This window comes from Psychrobacter sp. Pi2-51, from assembly GCF_904846665.1.
GTDB classification, from domain to species: domain Bacteria; phylum Pseudomonadota; class Gammaproteobacteria; order Pseudomonadales; family Moraxellaceae; genus Psychrobacter; species Psychrobacter glaciei.
The window spans coordinates 1-18322 of the sequence record NZ_CAJHBP010000033.1; the positions used below are offsets into that span (position 1 = coordinate 1).

An 18322-nucleotide genomic window follows, 5' to 3' on the forward strand; every position below is an offset into this window, starting at 1 on the left:
TGCGCTTAGCTCTGTTACTCTCTAGGTTTGACATAATATCGCCTAAAATATATCAACTCATTCTAGGATGGGACAGAGCACTAAAAAAAGGCCATCGATATGGATGACCTTTTTTATTCTCAGTTCAGACAGTCTGAAGGGTACTAAGAAAAACTTAGTACCAGTTATAGGTCAAAGAGGTAAAATAGTTGATACCATCAGTGTCGTAACCAGGCAGAGTAATATACTTTTCATTAGTAATATTGTCTAAGCGTGCTGCCATGGTTAGGCTGTCTGTTAGCTGGTAGTTACCGCTGATATTAAACAACCCATAATGATCGACAAACTGCGATTCTGCATTGGCAACGTTGCTATAGTAGTCACCGACATATTCATATTCGGCACGAATGTCAAAGCTCGATAAGCGATAGCCTAAGTAAACCAGACCTTTATGCTCAGGACGAATGGCAAGAAAATTACCATCGTTGCTCCCGCCACTATTGTCTTCTGCCTGCTGGTAGTCATAGCTACCACCAAATAAGTAATTATCGACTATCCAATCTGATGTTAGTGTGAGTCCTTCGATTTTGGCTTCATCGACGTTTTCGCTAGAGCCTGCATAAGGATTGCTAGGCGTGGGGCTTGCGACATAGCTGATTAAGTCGTCAACTTTGTTGTGATAGCCTGTCAAACGAGTAGACTGAATAGGAGTATCGTATTCAATAAAAGCTTCATAGTTATCACTGGTTTCTGGTGTCAACTCAGCATTACCACCGAAAGGTGAGTACAAGTCATTGAAACTAGGCGCTCGGAACCCTTTAGCATAACTGGCACCAATGCGTAGATTGGGACTGATATGTAGCGCGCCACCTAAATTATAAGTGGTCTCATCACCATACTGTGAGTTGTCATCATAGCGTAGGTTTGCTTGTGCATCGAATTGATCATTAGCCAATACATAACCCAAAAATGCACTGGTCACATCACGGTCATCAACGTCATAATCAGTCGTATCAATACTTTGGTTTAAATACTCTGCACCGTAAATGCCTGTACCGATAGGTAGGGCATGCTGACCGACTAGGCTGACTTGATCTTGCTCTGTATCATAGTTACTGCTATAGGTTTCTGTGTCTATGTTGTCGATAGAGTGCCCATACTGTAGCTTCACCGAAGCGCCTGGCTGGTAGCGCCAATCAACGAACGCTTGAGCCGCACCCGTTTCTTGATCAGAATACACATTCTCTGCAGCGCCATTATCAAAATAAGTCGTTGACTCGCTATACAGAGCGCTAGCCCCTACTGACAATTGATCATTGATACGCTGATTTAGAGCAATGCTAAAATTATCACTTTCGAAACCATCATCGTCCTTGTTGTAAGGGGCGTATTCATTACTAGGATCGGGTAGCGTTGCATTGATACCATCTGTTTCGTTGTGGCTGGCTGAAAGGCTCAAAGCGGTGCCAGTATCATTGACAAATTGTGCGCTAGCACCGTATAAATATTGATCATTTGAGCCAACACCAGCAGTAACCGACATGCTGCTTTGATCTACATTGCTGCCTTTGGTGAATACTTGAATCACACCACCCATCGCGTCTGCACCATAGATACTAGATCCTGACGCACCATATAGTATTTCGATACGATCGATCTGGTCGGCTGGTAGTAAATTTAGGGCACTATTACCTGTGCTTAACGAGCTATAACGTATGCCATCAATAAGTACCAAGATTTGCTTACCATCATAACCGCGCATATACAGATTGGAAACGGTGCCCATGCCGCCGCTTGTATAGTGACTGATGCCAGGCTGACGCTTCAGTGCTTCTAAAACTGTCTGCCCTTGATAACGGCGCAATTCTTCGCTATCAATCACGCGAGTTTGGGCGATTACGTTACTGGTTTTGGTAGGCGTACGCGTCGCTGTCACAACGATTTTATCAAGCTCGACTTGTGGCAGCTCACTATCATTGACTGTCTCTAAGTCAGGGTCAGATGGCGTGACAGCCATGGCTGTATTTACGGCAAATACGCCAAATGCGCTTAAAACACAGCACCGCAAATAAGTAGACGAAGAAGAGCGTGTTAACAACATAATGATTCCCAAGGTTACAAAAGCAAAAGTTAAGAAGGTAAAATTTACAAAAAACAGTAGACAAGTTACACAGGGTTCATTATCTATAAATATGCGCGCTTTATAAACCAGTTTTAGCCAATATTTATTCATGATAAGCTGAGAAATTTTCATGATGGCTGATTATTGAGCCATTCTAAAGCGATGCACAGGGTATTTATTGCTTAGCAACTGTGCTCAGTACCAATAATTGCTTATCAATAGAAACATTCTTCGGTATAAAAATTTGTAATCAAAAACACGACAGTTAGTTATAATTGCTATCATGGCGGCAGGTTGTGTTGATCATTGGCTATTTAGGCAATTTCTCTTTATGCCTATGTCTATCTATAAATTAAGAGGTTTGTTTTGTCTATTGAGCGTCGTATGAGTCCTACTAGCTTACTTTTACCCTTAAAAGCATCATTATCAAGAGTCATGGTAGTGGCCACCTTGTTGCTGACTTTATTGTGTGGCTTGATACTGCCGAATGCTGCTGCTTTCGCGGCTGAAGCTGGCGTGTTGGGACTTGGCGGGACTAGTGAGGCGAGCAGTGAGCCGATACCTGATTCCTTTGGGCGAGATACGCCGCGACATACGGTGCAGGGATTCATTAGTGCTTTGAGCGAAAACGATTATTTATTGGCGAGCAATTACCTTAACTTATCAAAGTCTGACAACCCAACTACCGTTGTGCGTCAATTTAAGCAAGCACTCGATGCTGGTGGGCGTTTTTTACCTGACTTGCAGCTCAATAATACGCTTGAAGGCAATTTAACCGATCAATTGCCACCCAGCCAAGAAAACGTCGGTGTCATTAATATCGGTGAAAAAAGTGTGCCGTTGTTATTAGAAAGAGTGGTGTCTAATAACAATGATCAGTACTGGCAATTCTCAAGTGATACGCTCAGCTCAGTGCCAGAAGTGATAGAAAATACTGAGCCGACCTTGGTATCTCGCTATACGGTTGATTCACTGGACGGCAAAAAGGTTTTTGGTTATCAATTGGCTGACTTGGTTGCAGCGCTAACCATGATTGTGAGCAGCTTTGTCCTCACTTATATTATGGTTTGGCTGTTGTACCATCTATTGAGAATCACTTATCCTCACATACGCGGTGTACCGTTACCATTACCTGATAAGGTGATATTGCCACTTGCTGTCGTCATTATGGCGTTGATATTATCCGAAGTCATGGTCTATGCAGGCGTGTCAGTCACATTACGTGAGCCTATCAATCGGTTTACCGAGGTTGCATCATGGCTCGCGACAACGTGGTTATTACTGCGTGTCATCGATGCGATATTCACGCGTGCTGTCAACTTAAGCTATAAGAAAAACCATACTGAACGTGTCTCAATCTTAGGACTGCTACGCAAAGTCGTCAAAGCATTGCTGCTTATATTTGCGGTCATTGTCTTCTTTGGTAATTTGGGTTTTGATTTAACGACCGGTATTGCTGCATTGGGTGTGGGTGGACTGGCTTTCGCTCTTGGTGCACAAAAAACCATTGAGAACCTTGTTGGTAGCGTTGTAGTTGTGGCGGATTCGCCAGTACGTATCGGTGATTATTGTAAATTCGGTACTTATGAAGGCACCGTTATCGATATTGGTATTCGCTCATCACGCGTCCGCACATTGACCCGCACCATTGTCACCGTACCCAATGGCGACTTCTCGTCCATGCAAATTGAGAACTTTACCTCACGCGATATGTTCCGCTTCTTTCATCAGTTGTATCTTAAGCGTACCGCTGATATCGACGTGGTCTTTAAGATGGTCAAGGATTTGGATGAGTTTTTGAATGAGCATTATTTAACCAATAATGAATGGAACCAAGTGAACATTTTAGAGCTGCGCCAAGACTGCTATGTGATTCAATTACAAGCTTATATTAATGCCAACGACGTCATGGAATTCTATGACAAGCAAAACGTGGTATTCGTGGATGTACTAAACCAAGTCGCAAAATATAAGGTTGAGCATGCTTTGCCAACACAGCAGTTGATTGTCAATCAAGCTGAACTTGAACATCATATGGAAAGCAATACAGTTGAATCGGTAGAAGAAGATACCTCACACAGCAGTAGCAATACGGATAATGATGAAACGAATGTAAGCTTAGACAATCATGATCACTCTAGTAACAACGGCAGTGTTGATATTAATAAAATCAGCAACAAAGCGAGAGGTGATAATCAGAAATCATCGATGGCAACAGTAAGCAGGGAAGGTGCACTCAAAGCACTGAAACACAAAAGTCGTATGCTAAGAAAAAGTAAGTTTAAGCACACCAAAAGAAAATTTGGTTTTTCTATATGGAACCAGCCTTAAAAATGAGTTTTTTCTATATGGGCAGATATTCTGTATGGAGAGCTATTATAGGGAATTATAAAGGTACGGCAGTTTTATCACGTAGTAAGCCGTAATATGACCATAGAAGCAGGCTGGCAGCGCTACGATGTGGTGACCAGCTTTCGGTCAATCCCTTTAGCTGTTTCGGTGTCGGGCGTTCTGCCAGACCTAATACTGTCATCGCTGCGACTTTAATCGCTAAATCATCGACCGCCAGTATGTCATCGCGTTTTAGAGAAAACAATAAATACATCTCAGCCGTCCAACGTCCAATGCCAGTGACTGCTGTGAGTGTCTTTATAGCCGCTTCATTTGGCATGGTTGTTAGGGTAGTAAAGTCTATATCATGCGTTACTAAGGACCGGACATAGCGCATCTTTTGTCTAGATAAGCCTTGTGCTCGTAACGTTTCGTCCTGCGCTTCAGCAATAGCCTGAGGGGTTGTCAAACCTGCTGCAACCAGCTTTTTCCAAATACTGGCCGCGGCTGCTACTGATAGCTGTTGACCCACCATCGCTCTCATTAGTTGCTCAAACCCACCTGCATTGTGCCTGAGACTGGGCACACCAACTTGCTCATAAACAGGAGCGAATCTTGGTTCGATGGCAATCAAAGCAATGATATGCTCTTCTAATTCTTCAGTGTTTTCAATAGTTTGTAGGCTCATAAATGTCTTATCCTCATTGATTTAGATACTGCTAGAGCTATAGTGAGTGAAAAGTAATATCGATACATCACGCACTGCTGATATCCATTTTTCTTGCTTGCTGTGCCTGCGCAGACAGGGGCTACAAAAAATTGATATCAGCAATACCGTCGCATTTTTAGGATGTTTTGACTATATAGTCAGAGCACTTTTAAACCGTTACGGTGTTACCCGCCCTAGATGTACTCAGTGTACTATCTGCGGTCGGTTGCCTTGTAGCGATTCTAAAATTCCTTGACTATAGGTGCCAACAATGATGCAAACAGTTTTTTTGATAATGAACATAACAAAAAGGACTGCCAATAAGCAGTCCTTTTTATGTTTAACGATGCAGCTTATTCGCCATCAGTTTTAGGCTTTTTAAGCAGTACTAATACCGCGCCGTTGCCACCATCTTTTGGCGGGGCAGAGCAAAATGCCAGTACTTCTGGCAATTGACGTAGCCAACCGTTGACGCAAGTTTTTAAAATAGCTTCGCTACCTTTACCATGGACTATTTTTACCATGGTTTCATTATTTTGCTTCGCTTGGCTCAATAGTTGAGTCATGGCAGCGCGTGCTTCGTCAATGGTGCAACCATGGATATCTACCGCATCATACCAACGCAGCTTGCCCTGTTTGAGCTGGGTAAAAATTTTATTTTGTAGGGTCGGCTGCTTGTAAGACAAATAAGCTTCGCCAGCCACAGGATTGAGTAGCGCCTGCATATCTGATAAGCCAGCGCCTAAATCACTAGCCTCACTACCTTGCGCGGCAGCACGTTTCGAAAGTGTGGCGGCATCAGGTTTACGCGCTTTTGCGGCGTTGGCAGGGGAGCGGACGTTTTTGTCATCGAGCTGATTGACGCCATGCATCGCTTGCATAAACAGAACTTTATCGTCGTCGATATGCTCACTGTCCAACTGTTTGACAGTCTTTTTGACTTGCTTTTGGGTGAGTAACGAGACAGGTTCTGTAGGCTTTTGATCTTCACCTTCAGGTGAATCGGTATCACGGCCTTTGCTCAGCTGTCCTTTTAACTCTTTGAGTTGGTCTTGCATTTCTTTTGAAAATAGAGAATTTGACATAAAAGTTAACGTATCGTTGATGGATGAATAAAGGGTTGAACAATCCGTATAGCACACGCATTGTTCAAGCGATCTAGCGTCTATTGAAGCTTGAATGATTGAGTTACTTTACCCGTCTGCTGCGCTGCCCGCAAGTAAGGATTGTAACGCTTGTCCAGGGTGATCGGTTTTCATAAATTGTTCACCGATCAAGAAGTGCTGAATGCCTTGCTCCAGCATTAAACGGATGTCACCGCTGCTATGAATGCCGCTCTCGGTAACGATAAGGGGTTTCTGTGCTGTGCTATCAGCATCGGTAGCCAATGCTTCGAGCAAAATATTTTTTAGGTCAAGCGTGGTTTGTAGATCAACGTCAAAAGTATTCAAATCACGATTATTAATACCATAGATATTATGATCAGAGCGTGGCAATTGTAAGGCGCGCTCAAGCTCGGCCTTGGTATGTACTTCAATCAATACGTCCATGCCCAGTTTGATACTCAAGGCATGGAGCTCTTGTACTTGCTCATCGTCGAGGCAAGCCATAATGAGTAGGATGCAATCTGCACCCATTAGATAGGATTGATATATTTGATACTCATCAATCATAAAATCTTTGCGCAGTATCGGCAGGCTTGAGGTATTAGCTGCTTGAATAAGGTAGCTGTCATCGCCCTGAAAATAATCGCGATCAGTTAGTACTGACAAACAACTTGCACCAGCTTGCTCGTACTGCTGAGCAAATAGCGCGGGTGCGAAGTTATGGTTGATAACGCCTTTAGAGGGAGAGGCTTTTTTAATTTCAGCAATGATACCAATACCGTTCTCTTCAGTACTGATAGCTCGCAATGCCTGAGCAAAACCTCGACGCGGTTTATTATCAGCTGCGACCTTGGCTTGTAAATTTTCAAGAGATAGTACTTCTTGAGCCTTTTTTACTTCTTCTATTTTAGTAGCGACAATGCGCTGTAGCACTGAAGGTATGTCTGAATGGGTTGTGGTCATGCTGGTATCCGAATATCGTTAGATGAAAATAGATAGTGATAGTAGTAAATGCACTATATTAGTGCTTACAAATTAATCCTGAGCCGCTAGCTGCTGTGTGTATTTGGCTAAAGACTCAAGCTTGATTAACGCATCGCCATTTTGAAGGATTTGTTGAGCACGGCTAACACCATTAGGATAGTTGCTGGCAAGCCCTGCGGTGTATATTGCTGCGCCTGCATTTAGGGCAATCATATCGCGAGCTTTGAGTACCGAGCGGTCGTTGGTTTCTGCGCCTGATAGAGCGGCGCGTATCAGCTCAAGGCTTTGCTCTGGTGAGTCTACATCGAGCCCAATCAGCGTTTGTGATTCGATGCCAGCATCTTCTGGCATCATCTCATAAACGGATATCTCACCGTTTTTTAACTCAGCGACAGTGGTAGAGGTGGCAAGGCTGATTTCATCTAAGCCATCTTTTGCGCCAACCACCATGACATGACGTGCGCCTAGGTTTTTCATGACTTTGGCGATAGGCTCACACAGTTGAGCGGTAAAGACACCAATGACCAAATTGGGTGTGCCAGCAGGGTTGGTTAATGGCCCTAAAATATTAAAGATAGTACGCGATTTTAGCTCACGGCGTATAGGATTGGCATAACGCATGGCGCTATGGTGATTGGGTGCAAACAAAAAGCCGATGCCTTGGTTTTCGATACAGTCTTTTGCTTGCTCTGGGGTGAGCGACAGACTGATACCTGCCTGCTCAAGTAAGTCTGAGCTACCAGACCTAGTAGAGACCCCGCGATTGCCGTGTTTAGCGACTTGTGCTCCCGCAGCTGCCACAACAAAGGCTGATGCCGTAGAGACGTTGAATAAATTCGCGCCATCACCGCCAGTACCAACGATATCGACTAGATGTTCACAGTTTTTTGGTTCGATATTCGCCGCCAATGCACGCATGGCGCTGGCTGATGCCGTAATCTCATCGATGGATTCACCTTTCATGCGTAGACCAGTCAAAATAGCGCCCATCATAGCGTCGCTACATCTGCCTTGCATGATAATCAGCATCACTTGATACATCTCATCAAAGGTCAAGTCAATGTGCTGAAAAATTCTACCTAAAGCGGTCGTCAGCAGTTGATGTGTTTCTGTATCGGACAGTCTCTCAATACTATCTGGCGTGTGCGTTTCTTCTATTTTCGTCGTACTCATTATGGTCTCGCTTAATTTTATTTTTTATATGGATCTATAAGGGATTTGGAATAGAGTAATCAAAGCAAGTACTTTAGTCAAAACTAACCGACTTGCGGTAGCTTGTCTGAGGCTAGTACAGCCAGATTGTGAGTCTGCAAAAAGTTGTTGAGTAGCTGATAACCAGCCTCGCTCAAAATAGACTCAGGATGGAACTGTACACCTTCTATAGCAAGTTTTTTATGACGGATACCCATGATTTCCTCAATGCTGCCATCAATATTTTGTGTCCATGCGGTCAGCTCAAGACACTCGGGTAAACTGATCTTATCAATGACGAGTGAATGATAACGCGTGACTTGTGAGGGATTAGGTAGGCCTGAAAATACGCCTGTGCCATTGTGGTAAACGGCGGATAAACGTCCGTGCATCACTTCACCTGCTTTGACAACCTGTCCGCCAAATGCCTGCCCAATGGCTTGATGTCCCAAGCAAATGCCCAGTATAGGGATAATGCCTTTAAAAGTCTCAATGACGGCTAACGAAATACCAGCGCGGGATGGGTCACACGGTCCTGGGCCAATGACAATGGCATCGGGAGCTAAGACCTTAATTTGATCGATGGTGATCTGATCGTTACGCCACACAGTGATGTCCTGCTGCAACTCACCGAAGTACTGTACAATATTGTACGTAAAGCTGTCGTAATTATCGATCATTAGAATCATTGTGTTCAACTTATTGATTTTTAGGTGTTTCTATAGTTGAATTTGTCTGCGCTACTATTGCCTGCACTGCTATGGGTTACTGTCCATGCATGATGCCATACCGCTATAAGAGTGACAGCTGCTGCTGTGGGATGCCGTTATCTTACCATTATTTCGTCCTCTATCAAATATGGCGCATGATGATGAGATTACTAAATAACTCTAGATATTAAATCGCACCAAAATAGAGCGAGTTATTACCATTACATTAATAATCACACTAATTTGGTGCAATGGTAGTGCGGTTCATTGCTCTATATAAGGAGTGTTAAAAAGATAATCATCGGAATAACAGTCTTCATATGTGTGTATTTTTTATGATAAGTTATTGTATTTGCTATCAGTAATGCTGTTGCCTTAGCCATTAATACCATTCGGTTCTTAGAGAGTTGGCATAGCCCTTGCAGTTATGCTGTTATGATTATTTGTGACCACAAAGAGACAGGTCTAAAAATAATTATTAACAAGTGCCTGAAGAGTTCAGCATTATGAGTTATATATTGCTAGAATAACGTTAGAATTGACTTGGCGTATTTTTAGACCATTGAGATGACTGTTGGTCTGATTGAAAAAACGCTTTAGATGAGTATCTTGACTAATACGCTGAATAGTGCTGATAATAAGCAGAATATCGTATGCATTATTTCAGTCTCAAAAGCACATCTAACATTCTTGAACAAGAATACTGCACTCATAATTTTAAATCGCAATAACGTGATCAACACAACGGAGACTATTCATGTCGAATAAACTATTAGATCTTATCCAATCCTCTAATGCTAAATGGGTTGACTTTCGCTTCACCGATACACGCGGTAAAGAGCAGCACATCAGCTTCCCAGCGCATAGCGTTGACGAAGATGTGATGGAAGATGGCAAAATGTTCGATGGCTCATCTATCGCTGGCTGGAAAGGTATTGAAGCGTCAGATATGATCTTGCGTCCTGATCCAGAAACGGCTTTTCTAGACCCGTTCTTTGATGCGGTCACTGTTGTGGTCACTTGTGACATCATCGAGCCATCAACGCTACAGGGCTACGATCGTGACCCACGTTCTATCGCTCGCCGCGCTGAAGAGTATTTGAAATCTACTGGTATTGGTGATACTGCCTACTTCGGTCCTGAGCCTGAATTCTTTGTATTTGATGACGTTAAATGGTCAATCGATATGTCTGGCGTTAGTCATAAAATCACTGCTGAAGAAGCAGCATGGTCGACTGGCGAGACTTACGAGTGGGGCAACATGGCGCATCGTCCGCGTGTTAAAGGCGGCTATTTCCCAGTACCACCAATCGATAGCTCACACGATATGCGTGCTGTCATGTGTGAACGCATCGAAGAAATCGTTGGCGAAGGCACAGTTGAAGTGCATCATCATGAAGTTGCTTCTTGCCAGTCTGAGATTGGTGTGGCATTCAACACCATGGTTCGTAAAGCAGATGAAGTTCAGCAATTGAAATATGTTGTTCATAACGTTGCGCATCAGTTTGGCAAAACAGCTACCTTTATGCCTAAGCCAATCGTTGGTGATAACGGTTCAGGTATGCACGTACATATGTCTATCTCAAAAGACGGCGTAAACACATTCTCAGGTGATGAGTATGCGGGTCTGTCTGAAACAGCATTGTATTTCATCGGTGGTATTATCAAGCATGCTCGTGCATTGAACGCCATTACCAACCCATCAACCAACAGCTATAAGCGCCTAGTGCCGCATTATGAAGCACCTATTAAACTTGCTTATTCAGCGTCTAACCGTTCAGCGTCTATTCGTATTCCACACGTGAGCAGCCCTAAAGCGGTACGTGTTGAAGCCCGTTTCCCTGATCCAACGGCTAACCCATATCTAGCGTTTGCTGCATTGTTGATGGCTGGCCTTGACGGTATCCAGAACAAGATGCATCCAGGTGAAGCCGCTGACAAAAACTTATATGACTTGCCACCAGAAGAAGAAGCACAAATCCCAACGGTTGCAGAAAGCTTAGATGTAGCGTTACAAGCGTTGCGTGACGATCATGACTTCTTATTAAAAGGTGATGTATTCACTGAAGACATGCTAGAAGCGTTTATTGCTTTGAAAGAAGAAGAAGTACAACGTCTGAACGTGACTGTACATCCTGTTGAATTTGACATGTATTACAGCTGCTAATTTATAGCATAGACTCAATATTGTTTTAATGAATAAAAACCAGTTAAGTAACTCTTAGCTGGTTTTTTTATGTCTGCGGATAAAGCGCACAAGATAAATGAATAACATTTCTCCAAAATCACTACTGATTTCGACTTGAAAGTATCGCATAATGGTTACTGTAAAAGTATATTAATAGTAGACACTAATTAGGTTGACTGACTATGATTTCATCATCAAAACTGAATGTTTCGAAAGGCCATGCGAAGGTAGGGCTATTGACGATCACTGCCATAGCCAGTCTCTGTGCGCCTTTAGCAAATGCTGCACCCATTTATAAAGTGGTCGACGAGCAAACAGGTCAGGTGACCTTCACTGATCGCCCGCAAAGCTATGAGCAGCAGGTGGGTAAACAAGTCAGTCAGACGACAGTGACGACAGGTAATGAAACGAGTGGCTCAAATAATAGCACTAGAGATAATCAGACTGCTACGAATGCCACGCAAACCGCCTCTATACCTGCTACCAACGATGCAACGGTCAAAGCACCAATCAACTATCAACTGGCTATCACTGAGCCCAGCGCAGAGCGTGCTTATCGGCGTCCAGCGCAAAGTATTAATGTAGCACTACAAATTAAGCCTGCGCTGCAAGCAGGTGATAGTGTCCGTATTTATTTTGACGGCAACGAAGTCGCTCAAGGTCTAAATGCGACGATTGCTACGATAGATGCGTTGCCAGGCGCTCATACGATAACGGCGGTCATTCAAAGCGTGAAAGGTCAAACGCTGCAACAAGCCGCGCGCACGGTTTATGTGATTCAAAACAATACAACTTTGCAAAACAATAAGAAGATTGCAAAACAGCTTTTGGCTTATCAGAATTTACCTTGGCATCAAAAAGTGATGTTAAAACTGCGCCAACAGGACGGTAGTCTACAAAAAGTACAGAGCAGTCAATCTATCGCTAACGATGCTTTTACCAAATAATCTGTATAGGTGCTGATTAGGGCGTGTCTTCAATTCACTCGATAGTCATCTAAATGGGCTAAAAATGGCTAAATCTTGCCAAACATCGTCAAATAGCTGGTTAATATCCCGATATTATCTGCGCTATTTTTCTTGTTTGACGGCAATTTATCGCATTTTTATCGCCATTTTTGAAATGAAGACACGCCCTAGAGTAATAAAGCTATTTAAGCTATTTTGTTGTTGAGAATAAAAATAAAGGAGCAGCCACTATGGTAAGTGAATGCTCCTTTATTTTTGTTCAGTCATCTTACATTGGACGAACTTTGCTCAATTATTTAGTCAGCTCAATGGTACCGTTGGCAGTGACTGATACAGTACTATTACCAGATTCAAAGCTTTGGCTTGGCACTGCCTCGTCTGCCATTCCTGATTTCATGCTCATGGCGCTATACAGTGGACGTGGATAGTTGCTACCTGTATTCAGGTTAACATTAACAACGCGGTAGCCACGAGCGTCCCAAGCACGGGTGAGGCTCTTGGCTTGCTGTTGAAAAGCACGAGAGGCTTCGGTCATTAGCTTTTGCTCTAAAGCATCTTTTTTGGTATCTGAGACACCAAAGTTCAGATTATCCATAACCAATGTTTCTTGTAAATCAGCAATGAGCTGGCTGGTCGCTGAGAAATCTGTACTCTTCAAATCTATATTTGCCTGACCTGTCCAGCCAAGGATTTTGTCGTTTTTGTCATAGCGTGGATAAGTGCGCTGCTGTCCGGTGCTGACAGTGACGCTAGGGTAGCGCTTGGCAATTTTCATAGCGTTATTAATGGATGTATTGAGCGTTGTGGCTAGAGTTTTAGAATCCGCTGCCTGTGCTTTTTTGTACAAGCTGGCTCTTACTTCATCGTTTTGGATCTCTTCTTTTACTTCTGTTTGAAACGTTAGCTGGTCATAGCCTGTTGGCTCTGCATGGGCACTACCCATCATTGCGGTCATGAGACAAACCGTACCAGAAGCCAGTGCTGCTTTATTAAGTAAAGTATTTTTCATTATTATCTCCTAAGTTCATTTTAATGGTCTTTATATGAGAAGCTGTACCTCTTATTTTCTAAATATTGATATGTGTGCAACTTCATTCACTAAAATAGCAAAATTTCTGTGAGTTGCTGTGAGAATTTTGTGACCTAAGTTGCTGACTTAAATTACAGGGTCATTTTCCGTCTAAAACAAACAGTTTTAAGATAGGGGTTGTAAAATTAAAAAATCCTTGTATAATTTGCACCTGGTGGCTCCATTGGTAGCCTCGCAACATTGTTCTATGAATCCCGCCAGGACCGGAAGGTAGCAACGGTAATAGTTATGATGTGTGCCGAGGATGTGCTTTTGGAGTCGCTTTTTTTTGCCTAAAATTTGATATTAGTTTTGACGAAGTATCAAAGACGCTTTTATGATGTATTAAGCCCTTCATTGTAAAGGGCTTTTTTTTGTCCAAAATTTTATTCGATACCCTACTTAATTTTCTGTTCAATTTAAAAGCTTCATTGATTAATATAGGTTAAAATACAATGTATTAACTTTTATTAACATTCTAGACACTCTGGGGTTCGATTATGAAGATGTTTGTTTGGCTATTCATTATTATTGTGGTGTTGGCAGTAGTCTTTGGCATCACGATATTTAATAAGCTGGTACGCGCACGTAACCAAGCAAAGAATGGCTTTGCACAGATAGATGTACAGCTTAAACGTCGTCATGATTTGATTCCTAATTTGGTCGAAACAGCCAAGCGTTATTTGAGTCATGAACAAGAAACACTTACTCGCGTCATCAGTGCGCGTAATCATGCTCAAGAGCTACAAGACTCTAATAAGCATCAGCCAGAATCGCTTGATCATATGGCGCTATTTGCCAAAGCAGAAGGTATGTTGTCTAAAGCGTTGAGTCAGTTTTCTGCTGTCGTTGAAGCATATCCTGAGCTAAAAGCCGATAGTATGATCAAGGAGCTCATGGATGAGTTAACCAATACGGAAAATCGCATTGGTTTTGCTCGTCAGCATTATAATGATAGCGTGATGTTTTATAATAACGACCGCGAAATATTCCCCAATAACCTCGTCAGTACGACTTTTGGCTTTCGTCCACTCAGTCCTTTAGTGTTCGAAGATAGAGAAGCGATTGCTCAGGCACCGATTGTCAATATGGGCTGAGGTTTAGATAAATTTGGCGAACTCTAGGCAGCTTAAACTGATGGATTTTTTCGGTGAACAGCGGATACGTACGCGGCGCAGTCTATTCCTTTATGGGCTTTTTTTGCTGATTGTACTTGCTCATATGGCGGTAGGGCTGGCTGTCATGGGGCTACTATTAACTGTATTTACAGGCGGTATATATCACTGGGTATTGGTTCTGGTCATTATCTTGATATTAGGTAGTTTCATTGGTGGTAGTTTCTTAGAGTATCGCCGCCTGAGAGCAGGTGGCCGCGCTATTGCTCAGCGAGTAGGAGCGGTCAGGCTGTTCATCGATAACAGTCAAGAAGCATGGGAGCACAGCCACGGGGTCGCGCATCAACACGAAACTAAGGAGGAAGTTCGCTATAGTTCACGCCATATAGCAGTGCGTGATGAGCGTGACTTTCCACCAGTCTATCGTCGTTACTGTGAAATTGCCCAGCAGTTGGCGATTGCCTCGGGCTTGAGTACACCGATCTTATATGTATTACCTGATGAGCAAGGTATCAATGGCTTCGTCGCTGGTCGTCATAGTCAAGATATGGTGCTGGTCGTCACTCAAGGTGCGCTAGATAAGTTGTCTGATGAGGCGTTGTATGGTCTCATTGGTCATGAATATGGTCATATACTGCATGGTGATGCCACCTTTAATCTACAGCTGATGGTGATATTGGCAGGCTTGCAGATACTATATGACTGGAGTGATCCAATTTCTAATCATCGTTCCTTTGATACTGATATCATTTCCCATCAGTCTCTATCACAGAGACAAGTTGATAATTTTGCACGCAGTACCGAGGCGCAAACCGCCAGTTTTACCACTCATAGTGAGTGGGTCGTTTACTGGCAGCAGCAACCACAACAAAAGCAGCTCTCAGCCAAGCGTCAGTCGAAATGGGTGCAAAATAGACCTGTGATAGATCGTCAAGCACCGCGTAGTGTTTGGACATTGCTATTACATGGCTTGAGCTTCTCTAGTATGGCAAGCGCTCAGTTGATTAAGCACAGCTTCAACCGCCAGCGTGAGCTGCTTGCTGATGCCACTAGCGTGCAATTGACACGTTCGCCGGCGATTGTAGAAACCTTAAAAGCCATCCATCAAGACTCACTTGGCTCGCGTCTATCTGGCATCGCTGATATCAATGGACTCAGCCATTTTTTCTTTGCCAGTAGTGGGGCGGATTTGGGCGATGTGTCATGGTTTGCTACCCATCCAAGCTTGACTGAGCGTATGGGTGCTATTAATGCTGATGCGTATCATCAATTTTCGGTACAAGTCGCTAAAGATAAACAGATAAATCAGCAAAAAATAAAAGAAATATATGAGCAGCGTCGACTCGGGGATGTGGGGAAAGTAAAAGAAAATAGCCTAAGCATTAATAAAAAGGAAAATGCTAACAAACAATCGCTCTACGCAGAACCACTCTCTACTCAAGCCTTGGATAGTCGAGTAGAGAAAGAAGAAGAAAAAGGGCTAGATTTTGTTGTAGCAGAAGATCTAGTCATTGATGGACGGTTACAGGTAAAGCCGCAAGATACTGGCACTCATCAACTATTAAAACCTTGGCAGGCAAAACCTGATAGCGATTTGCCATCGGCAGTGCTCATTAGCATTGATGATATTGAAAAAGTCTCATTGCCACAGTACATTCTTGATCACAGTCATCATCCTTTAGGCGCACAAGCATTGATCGAAGCTGTGATGCTTTGTCATCAGGGTCAAGCTCTAGCAACGACAAGTACTTATGACTTGGTTGACATTTGGTACGAGATTTCTACTAACAAAGCCGATAATAATTGCCAATCGCAAATTCTACCGCATGCCATCGACCATAAATTGATAGAAACCGTGGCGAGTGTTGATCGACGATTGGACAGCGCTCTAATCACGACTGCCATAAAGAACTTGAGTCAGCACGACCTATCAGAAAGCGTGATTGCAGAGCTACGTCTGAAGCATGAGAGCAGCCATAGCAATCAAAGTTACCAGCATTATATCCAGCAAAAAAAGTGCCGTACGATGTTGTTGCGCTATCAGCAGGGCATATTTGAGTTATTTCGGGGCTGCTTAACGGTTGATTTAAGCCAAAATTTTGCTGATAGTATCGTCAATGATGATGGTTCTGCTGATACAGCTAAGTCAGGATTCACTCACTCAGAGAATGCAGTGTCTCAAGTACCATCGATTTTATCGCTATGGCAGGCGCTGCATTTACAGAAACTGTTGCCGATATTGTCTAAAGTTTTAAATGATAAAAGTACAGATAGACAGACTACATGGCAGCAAGCATTGCAGGCTGGCATGGACAGTATCGTTGCTCAGCTTGATCCATCAGGTCAGGTGTTTGATGGTCTTAGGGCTTCTGATACAACGATGCTTACTTTATTGGCTTATCGCTTATCGAAAGATGTCAAAGGTCAAATGATATCGAGGCTAGATAGCTCGCTATTTGGTTATAATAATGACAGTGTTGCCCACTATATTGTGGATTTGAGACGACATGCGCGCTTGATTGACATTACTTTGACCGAAGTCAGTGATGCAAATTTGCAATGGCTATTATTGACGGCACAAGGTTTGAATAGCGTCCAGCTACTGGCCATCATTGATGCTGTACCTAGCTTTCAAAAATCTACCTCTAGGGTGTCCATCACAGATATTCAGATTGAGGATAATTATCGAGAGAAGCAACAGGATAGCAGTCAAATAGATTATAATGAATATCGGCAATGGCTGAGTACATTGCATACGGTGATGTTACACGATACGATAGTCAGTCAAGATGAGCACGATTGCTTGATGCTACTAGCAGAGCATTGGCTAGGCGTTCGGCAGCTTTTCTAATAAATTGAATTGATTGAAGCGCTATGCCTATTCGGCTGACAAAGAGCGAGATGTTTGAAACGCTTTTTTAACGTTATTTTTAGCATTAAAAATCTGTAAACCCATTTAAGATAAGTAGGATAGTAGAGTCGAATGAGTGATATCCAAGACCCGCTAATTGTATTGCAATATCGTATGCAGCAGCGTCAAATTTTAGCAATGATGGGTATCAATCAATGGGTACAGCCAAGCTCAGCCACTATAAATATGGCAGATATCTCTGCGCCTATTATTCCTGACCCTACAGATAATACTAGCACTCAGGCTGTGTCGTCTGATATAAACATCGAACAACCAAGTATAGAACAGCAAGGTAATGCTGCTGCGAACGTTGATATGTCGAACATAGCGTTTGCTGATTCTGTATCAGCGGTCGTCAATGATGAGCCTATTAGTCACTATTATCATGATGCTAATGATATAGGATTAGCACAACCCGACGCACAAAGCCCCGTCACCTATAGTTTTGATACTAGTGTCAAAACTATAGGTGACGTACCTGTTAAGTCTCTCGTAAACGAGATAACTCAGCAAACTACTGCCGCTATCGGACAGAGTCCACTTGCTCATATAAATAGTGATGATAGCTTTAAAAAAGTCACACCATTTGATTTGCAAGGTGGTCGCTATGGCGATTGGGTGATTTTGGTTGATATTCAAGCACTTAATAATGACAGTCAAAAGCTATGGAAAAATATCACTCAATCGCTATCAATCACTTGTGAGACCACCTCTTTTCCTATCTGTGAAGGTATGGATACTGCTGAGCTTGCCAATGCCAGTCTTGCTGGATATGTCTTTAAGATTGGTCGTAGCGAGGAGATAAAAGTGGCAGCATTAACCGCGTTGCCTGAAGGGCTTGAGCATCCTCACTTTACGACTGTGCCCACGTTAGAGGAAATGCTTGCTGATAGCAGCTTAAAGCGTCAGCTTTGGGAGAAATTGTCTGCTTAAGCTATC

Annotated in this window: 13 protein-coding genes and 1 other RNA gene; 7 read left to right on the forward strand and 7 right to left on the reverse strand. The window is 43.0% G+C overall.

Translation table 11 applies throughout. The annotated features are described in order from the left end of the window. Positions 1 to 154: 154 nt before the first annotated feature. On the reverse strand, positions 155 to 2080 hold the full coding sequence (locus tag JMY08_RS12705) for a TonB-dependent receptor plug domain-containing protein (RefSeq protein WP_201593618.1): 1926 nt from the start codon (positions 2078 to 2080) through the stop codon (positions 155 to 157). Between the two features lie 405 nt (positions 2081 to 2485). On the opposite strand from JMY08_RS12705, the gene JMY08_RS12710 reads away from it, so the two are divergent. Further along, positions 2486 to 4432, forward strand: coding sequence for a mechanosensitive ion channel family protein (locus JMY08_RS12710; protein ID WP_227679682.1), 1947 nt, complete (start codon positions 2486 to 2488; stop codon positions 4430 to 4432). Positions 4433 to 4487: 55 nt separating this feature from the next. Here JMY08_RS12710 and JMY08_RS12715 read toward each other — a convergent pair whose 3' ends face one another. The 5 genes from JMY08_RS12715 to JMY08_RS12735 form a co-directional block, all read right to left on the reverse strand. Then, positions 4488 to 5120 (reverse strand): DNA-3-methyladenine glycosylase family protein, encoded by a 633-nt coding sequence (locus JMY08_RS12715; RefSeq protein ID WP_201593620.1) that lies wholly within the window; start codon positions 5118 to 5120, stop codon positions 4488 to 4490. Between the two features lie 374 nt (positions 5121 to 5494). Next, the gene (locus JMY08_RS12720; protein WP_010201940.1) at positions 5495 to 6226 is read right to left on the reverse strand and encodes a Smr/MutS family protein; all 732 of its coding nucleotides are present in this window, start codon (positions 6224 to 6226) and stop codon (positions 5495 to 5497) included. 108 nt (positions 6227 to 6334) lie between these two features. After that, positions 6335 to 7210 carry an indole-3-glycerol phosphate synthase TrpC gene (gene trpC, locus JMY08_RS12725; RefSeq protein ID WP_201593621.1) on the reverse strand — a complete coding sequence of 292 codons (876 nt, stop codon included), beginning with the start codon at positions 7208 to 7210 and terminating at the stop codon, positions 6335 to 6337. A 72-nt stretch (positions 7211 to 7282) separates the two neighbouring features. Next, the gene (trpD, locus tag JMY08_RS12730) at positions 7283 to 8404 is read right to left on the reverse strand and encodes an anthranilate phosphoribosyltransferase (protein WP_189581797.1); all 1122 of its coding nucleotides are present in this window, start codon (positions 8402 to 8404) and stop codon (positions 7283 to 7285) included. A gap of 83 nt (positions 8405 to 8487) precedes the next feature. Beyond that, positions 8488 to 9111, reverse strand: a complete 624-nt coding sequence (locus JMY08_RS12735) for an anthranilate synthase component II (protein WP_201593622.1) — start codon at positions 9109 to 9111, stop codon at positions 8488 to 8490. 778 nt (positions 9112 to 9889) lie between these two features. On the opposite strand from JMY08_RS12735, the gene glnA reads away from it, so the two are divergent. Together glnA and JMY08_RS12745 are read left to right on the forward strand one after the other, a co-directional pair. Then, complete coding sequence (gene glnA, locus JMY08_RS12740; RefSeq protein WP_010201934.1) at positions 9890 to 11299, forward strand: type I glutamate--ammonia ligase; 1410 nt, start codon at positions 9890 to 9892, stop codon at positions 11297 to 11299. A gap of 203 nt (positions 11300 to 11502) precedes the next feature. Beyond that, a complete protein-coding gene (locus JMY08_RS12745; RefSeq protein ID WP_201593623.1) occupies positions 11503 to 12267 on the forward strand; it encodes a DUF4124 domain-containing protein in 765 nt (254 codons plus the stop codon). Positions 12268 to 12580: 313 nt separating this feature from the next. On the opposite strand, the gene JMY08_RS12750 is transcribed toward JMY08_RS12745, so the two are convergent. Further along, positions 12581 to 13297, reverse strand: a complete 717-nt coding sequence (locus JMY08_RS12750) for an SIMPL domain-containing protein (RefSeq protein ID WP_201593624.1) — start codon at positions 13295 to 13297, stop codon at positions 12581 to 12583. Positions 13298 to 13539: 242 nt separating this feature from the next. Between JMY08_RS12750 and ffs the strand changes: the two genes are divergently transcribed. The 4 genes from ffs to JMY08_RS12770 all read left to right on the forward strand — a co-directional run bounded on the left by ffs (position 13540) and on the right by JMY08_RS12770 (position 18316). Next, an RNA gene (gene ffs / locus JMY08_RS12755) (signal recognition particle sRNA small type) lies at positions 13540 to 13636 on the forward strand. A 221-nt stretch (positions 13637 to 13857) separates the two neighbouring features. Next, positions 13858 to 14454 carry a LemA family protein gene (locus JMY08_RS12760; RefSeq protein ID WP_010201928.1) on the forward strand — a complete coding sequence of 199 codons (597 nt, stop codon included), beginning with the start codon at positions 13858 to 13860 and terminating at the stop codon, positions 14452 to 14454. A 40-nt stretch (positions 14455 to 14494) separates the two neighbouring features. Then, the gene (locus tag JMY08_RS12765) at positions 14495 to 17323 is read left to right on the forward strand and encodes a M48 family metalloprotease (protein WP_201593625.1); all 2829 of its coding nucleotides are present in this window, start codon (positions 14495 to 14497) and stop codon (positions 17321 to 17323) included. A 132-nt stretch (positions 17324 to 17455) separates the two neighbouring features. Continuing rightward, positions 17456 to 18316, forward strand: a complete 861-nt coding sequence (locus tag JMY08_RS12770; RefSeq protein WP_201593626.1) for a hypothetical protein — start codon at positions 17456 to 17458, stop codon at positions 18314 to 18316. Positions 18317 to 18322: the final 6 nt, after the last annotated feature.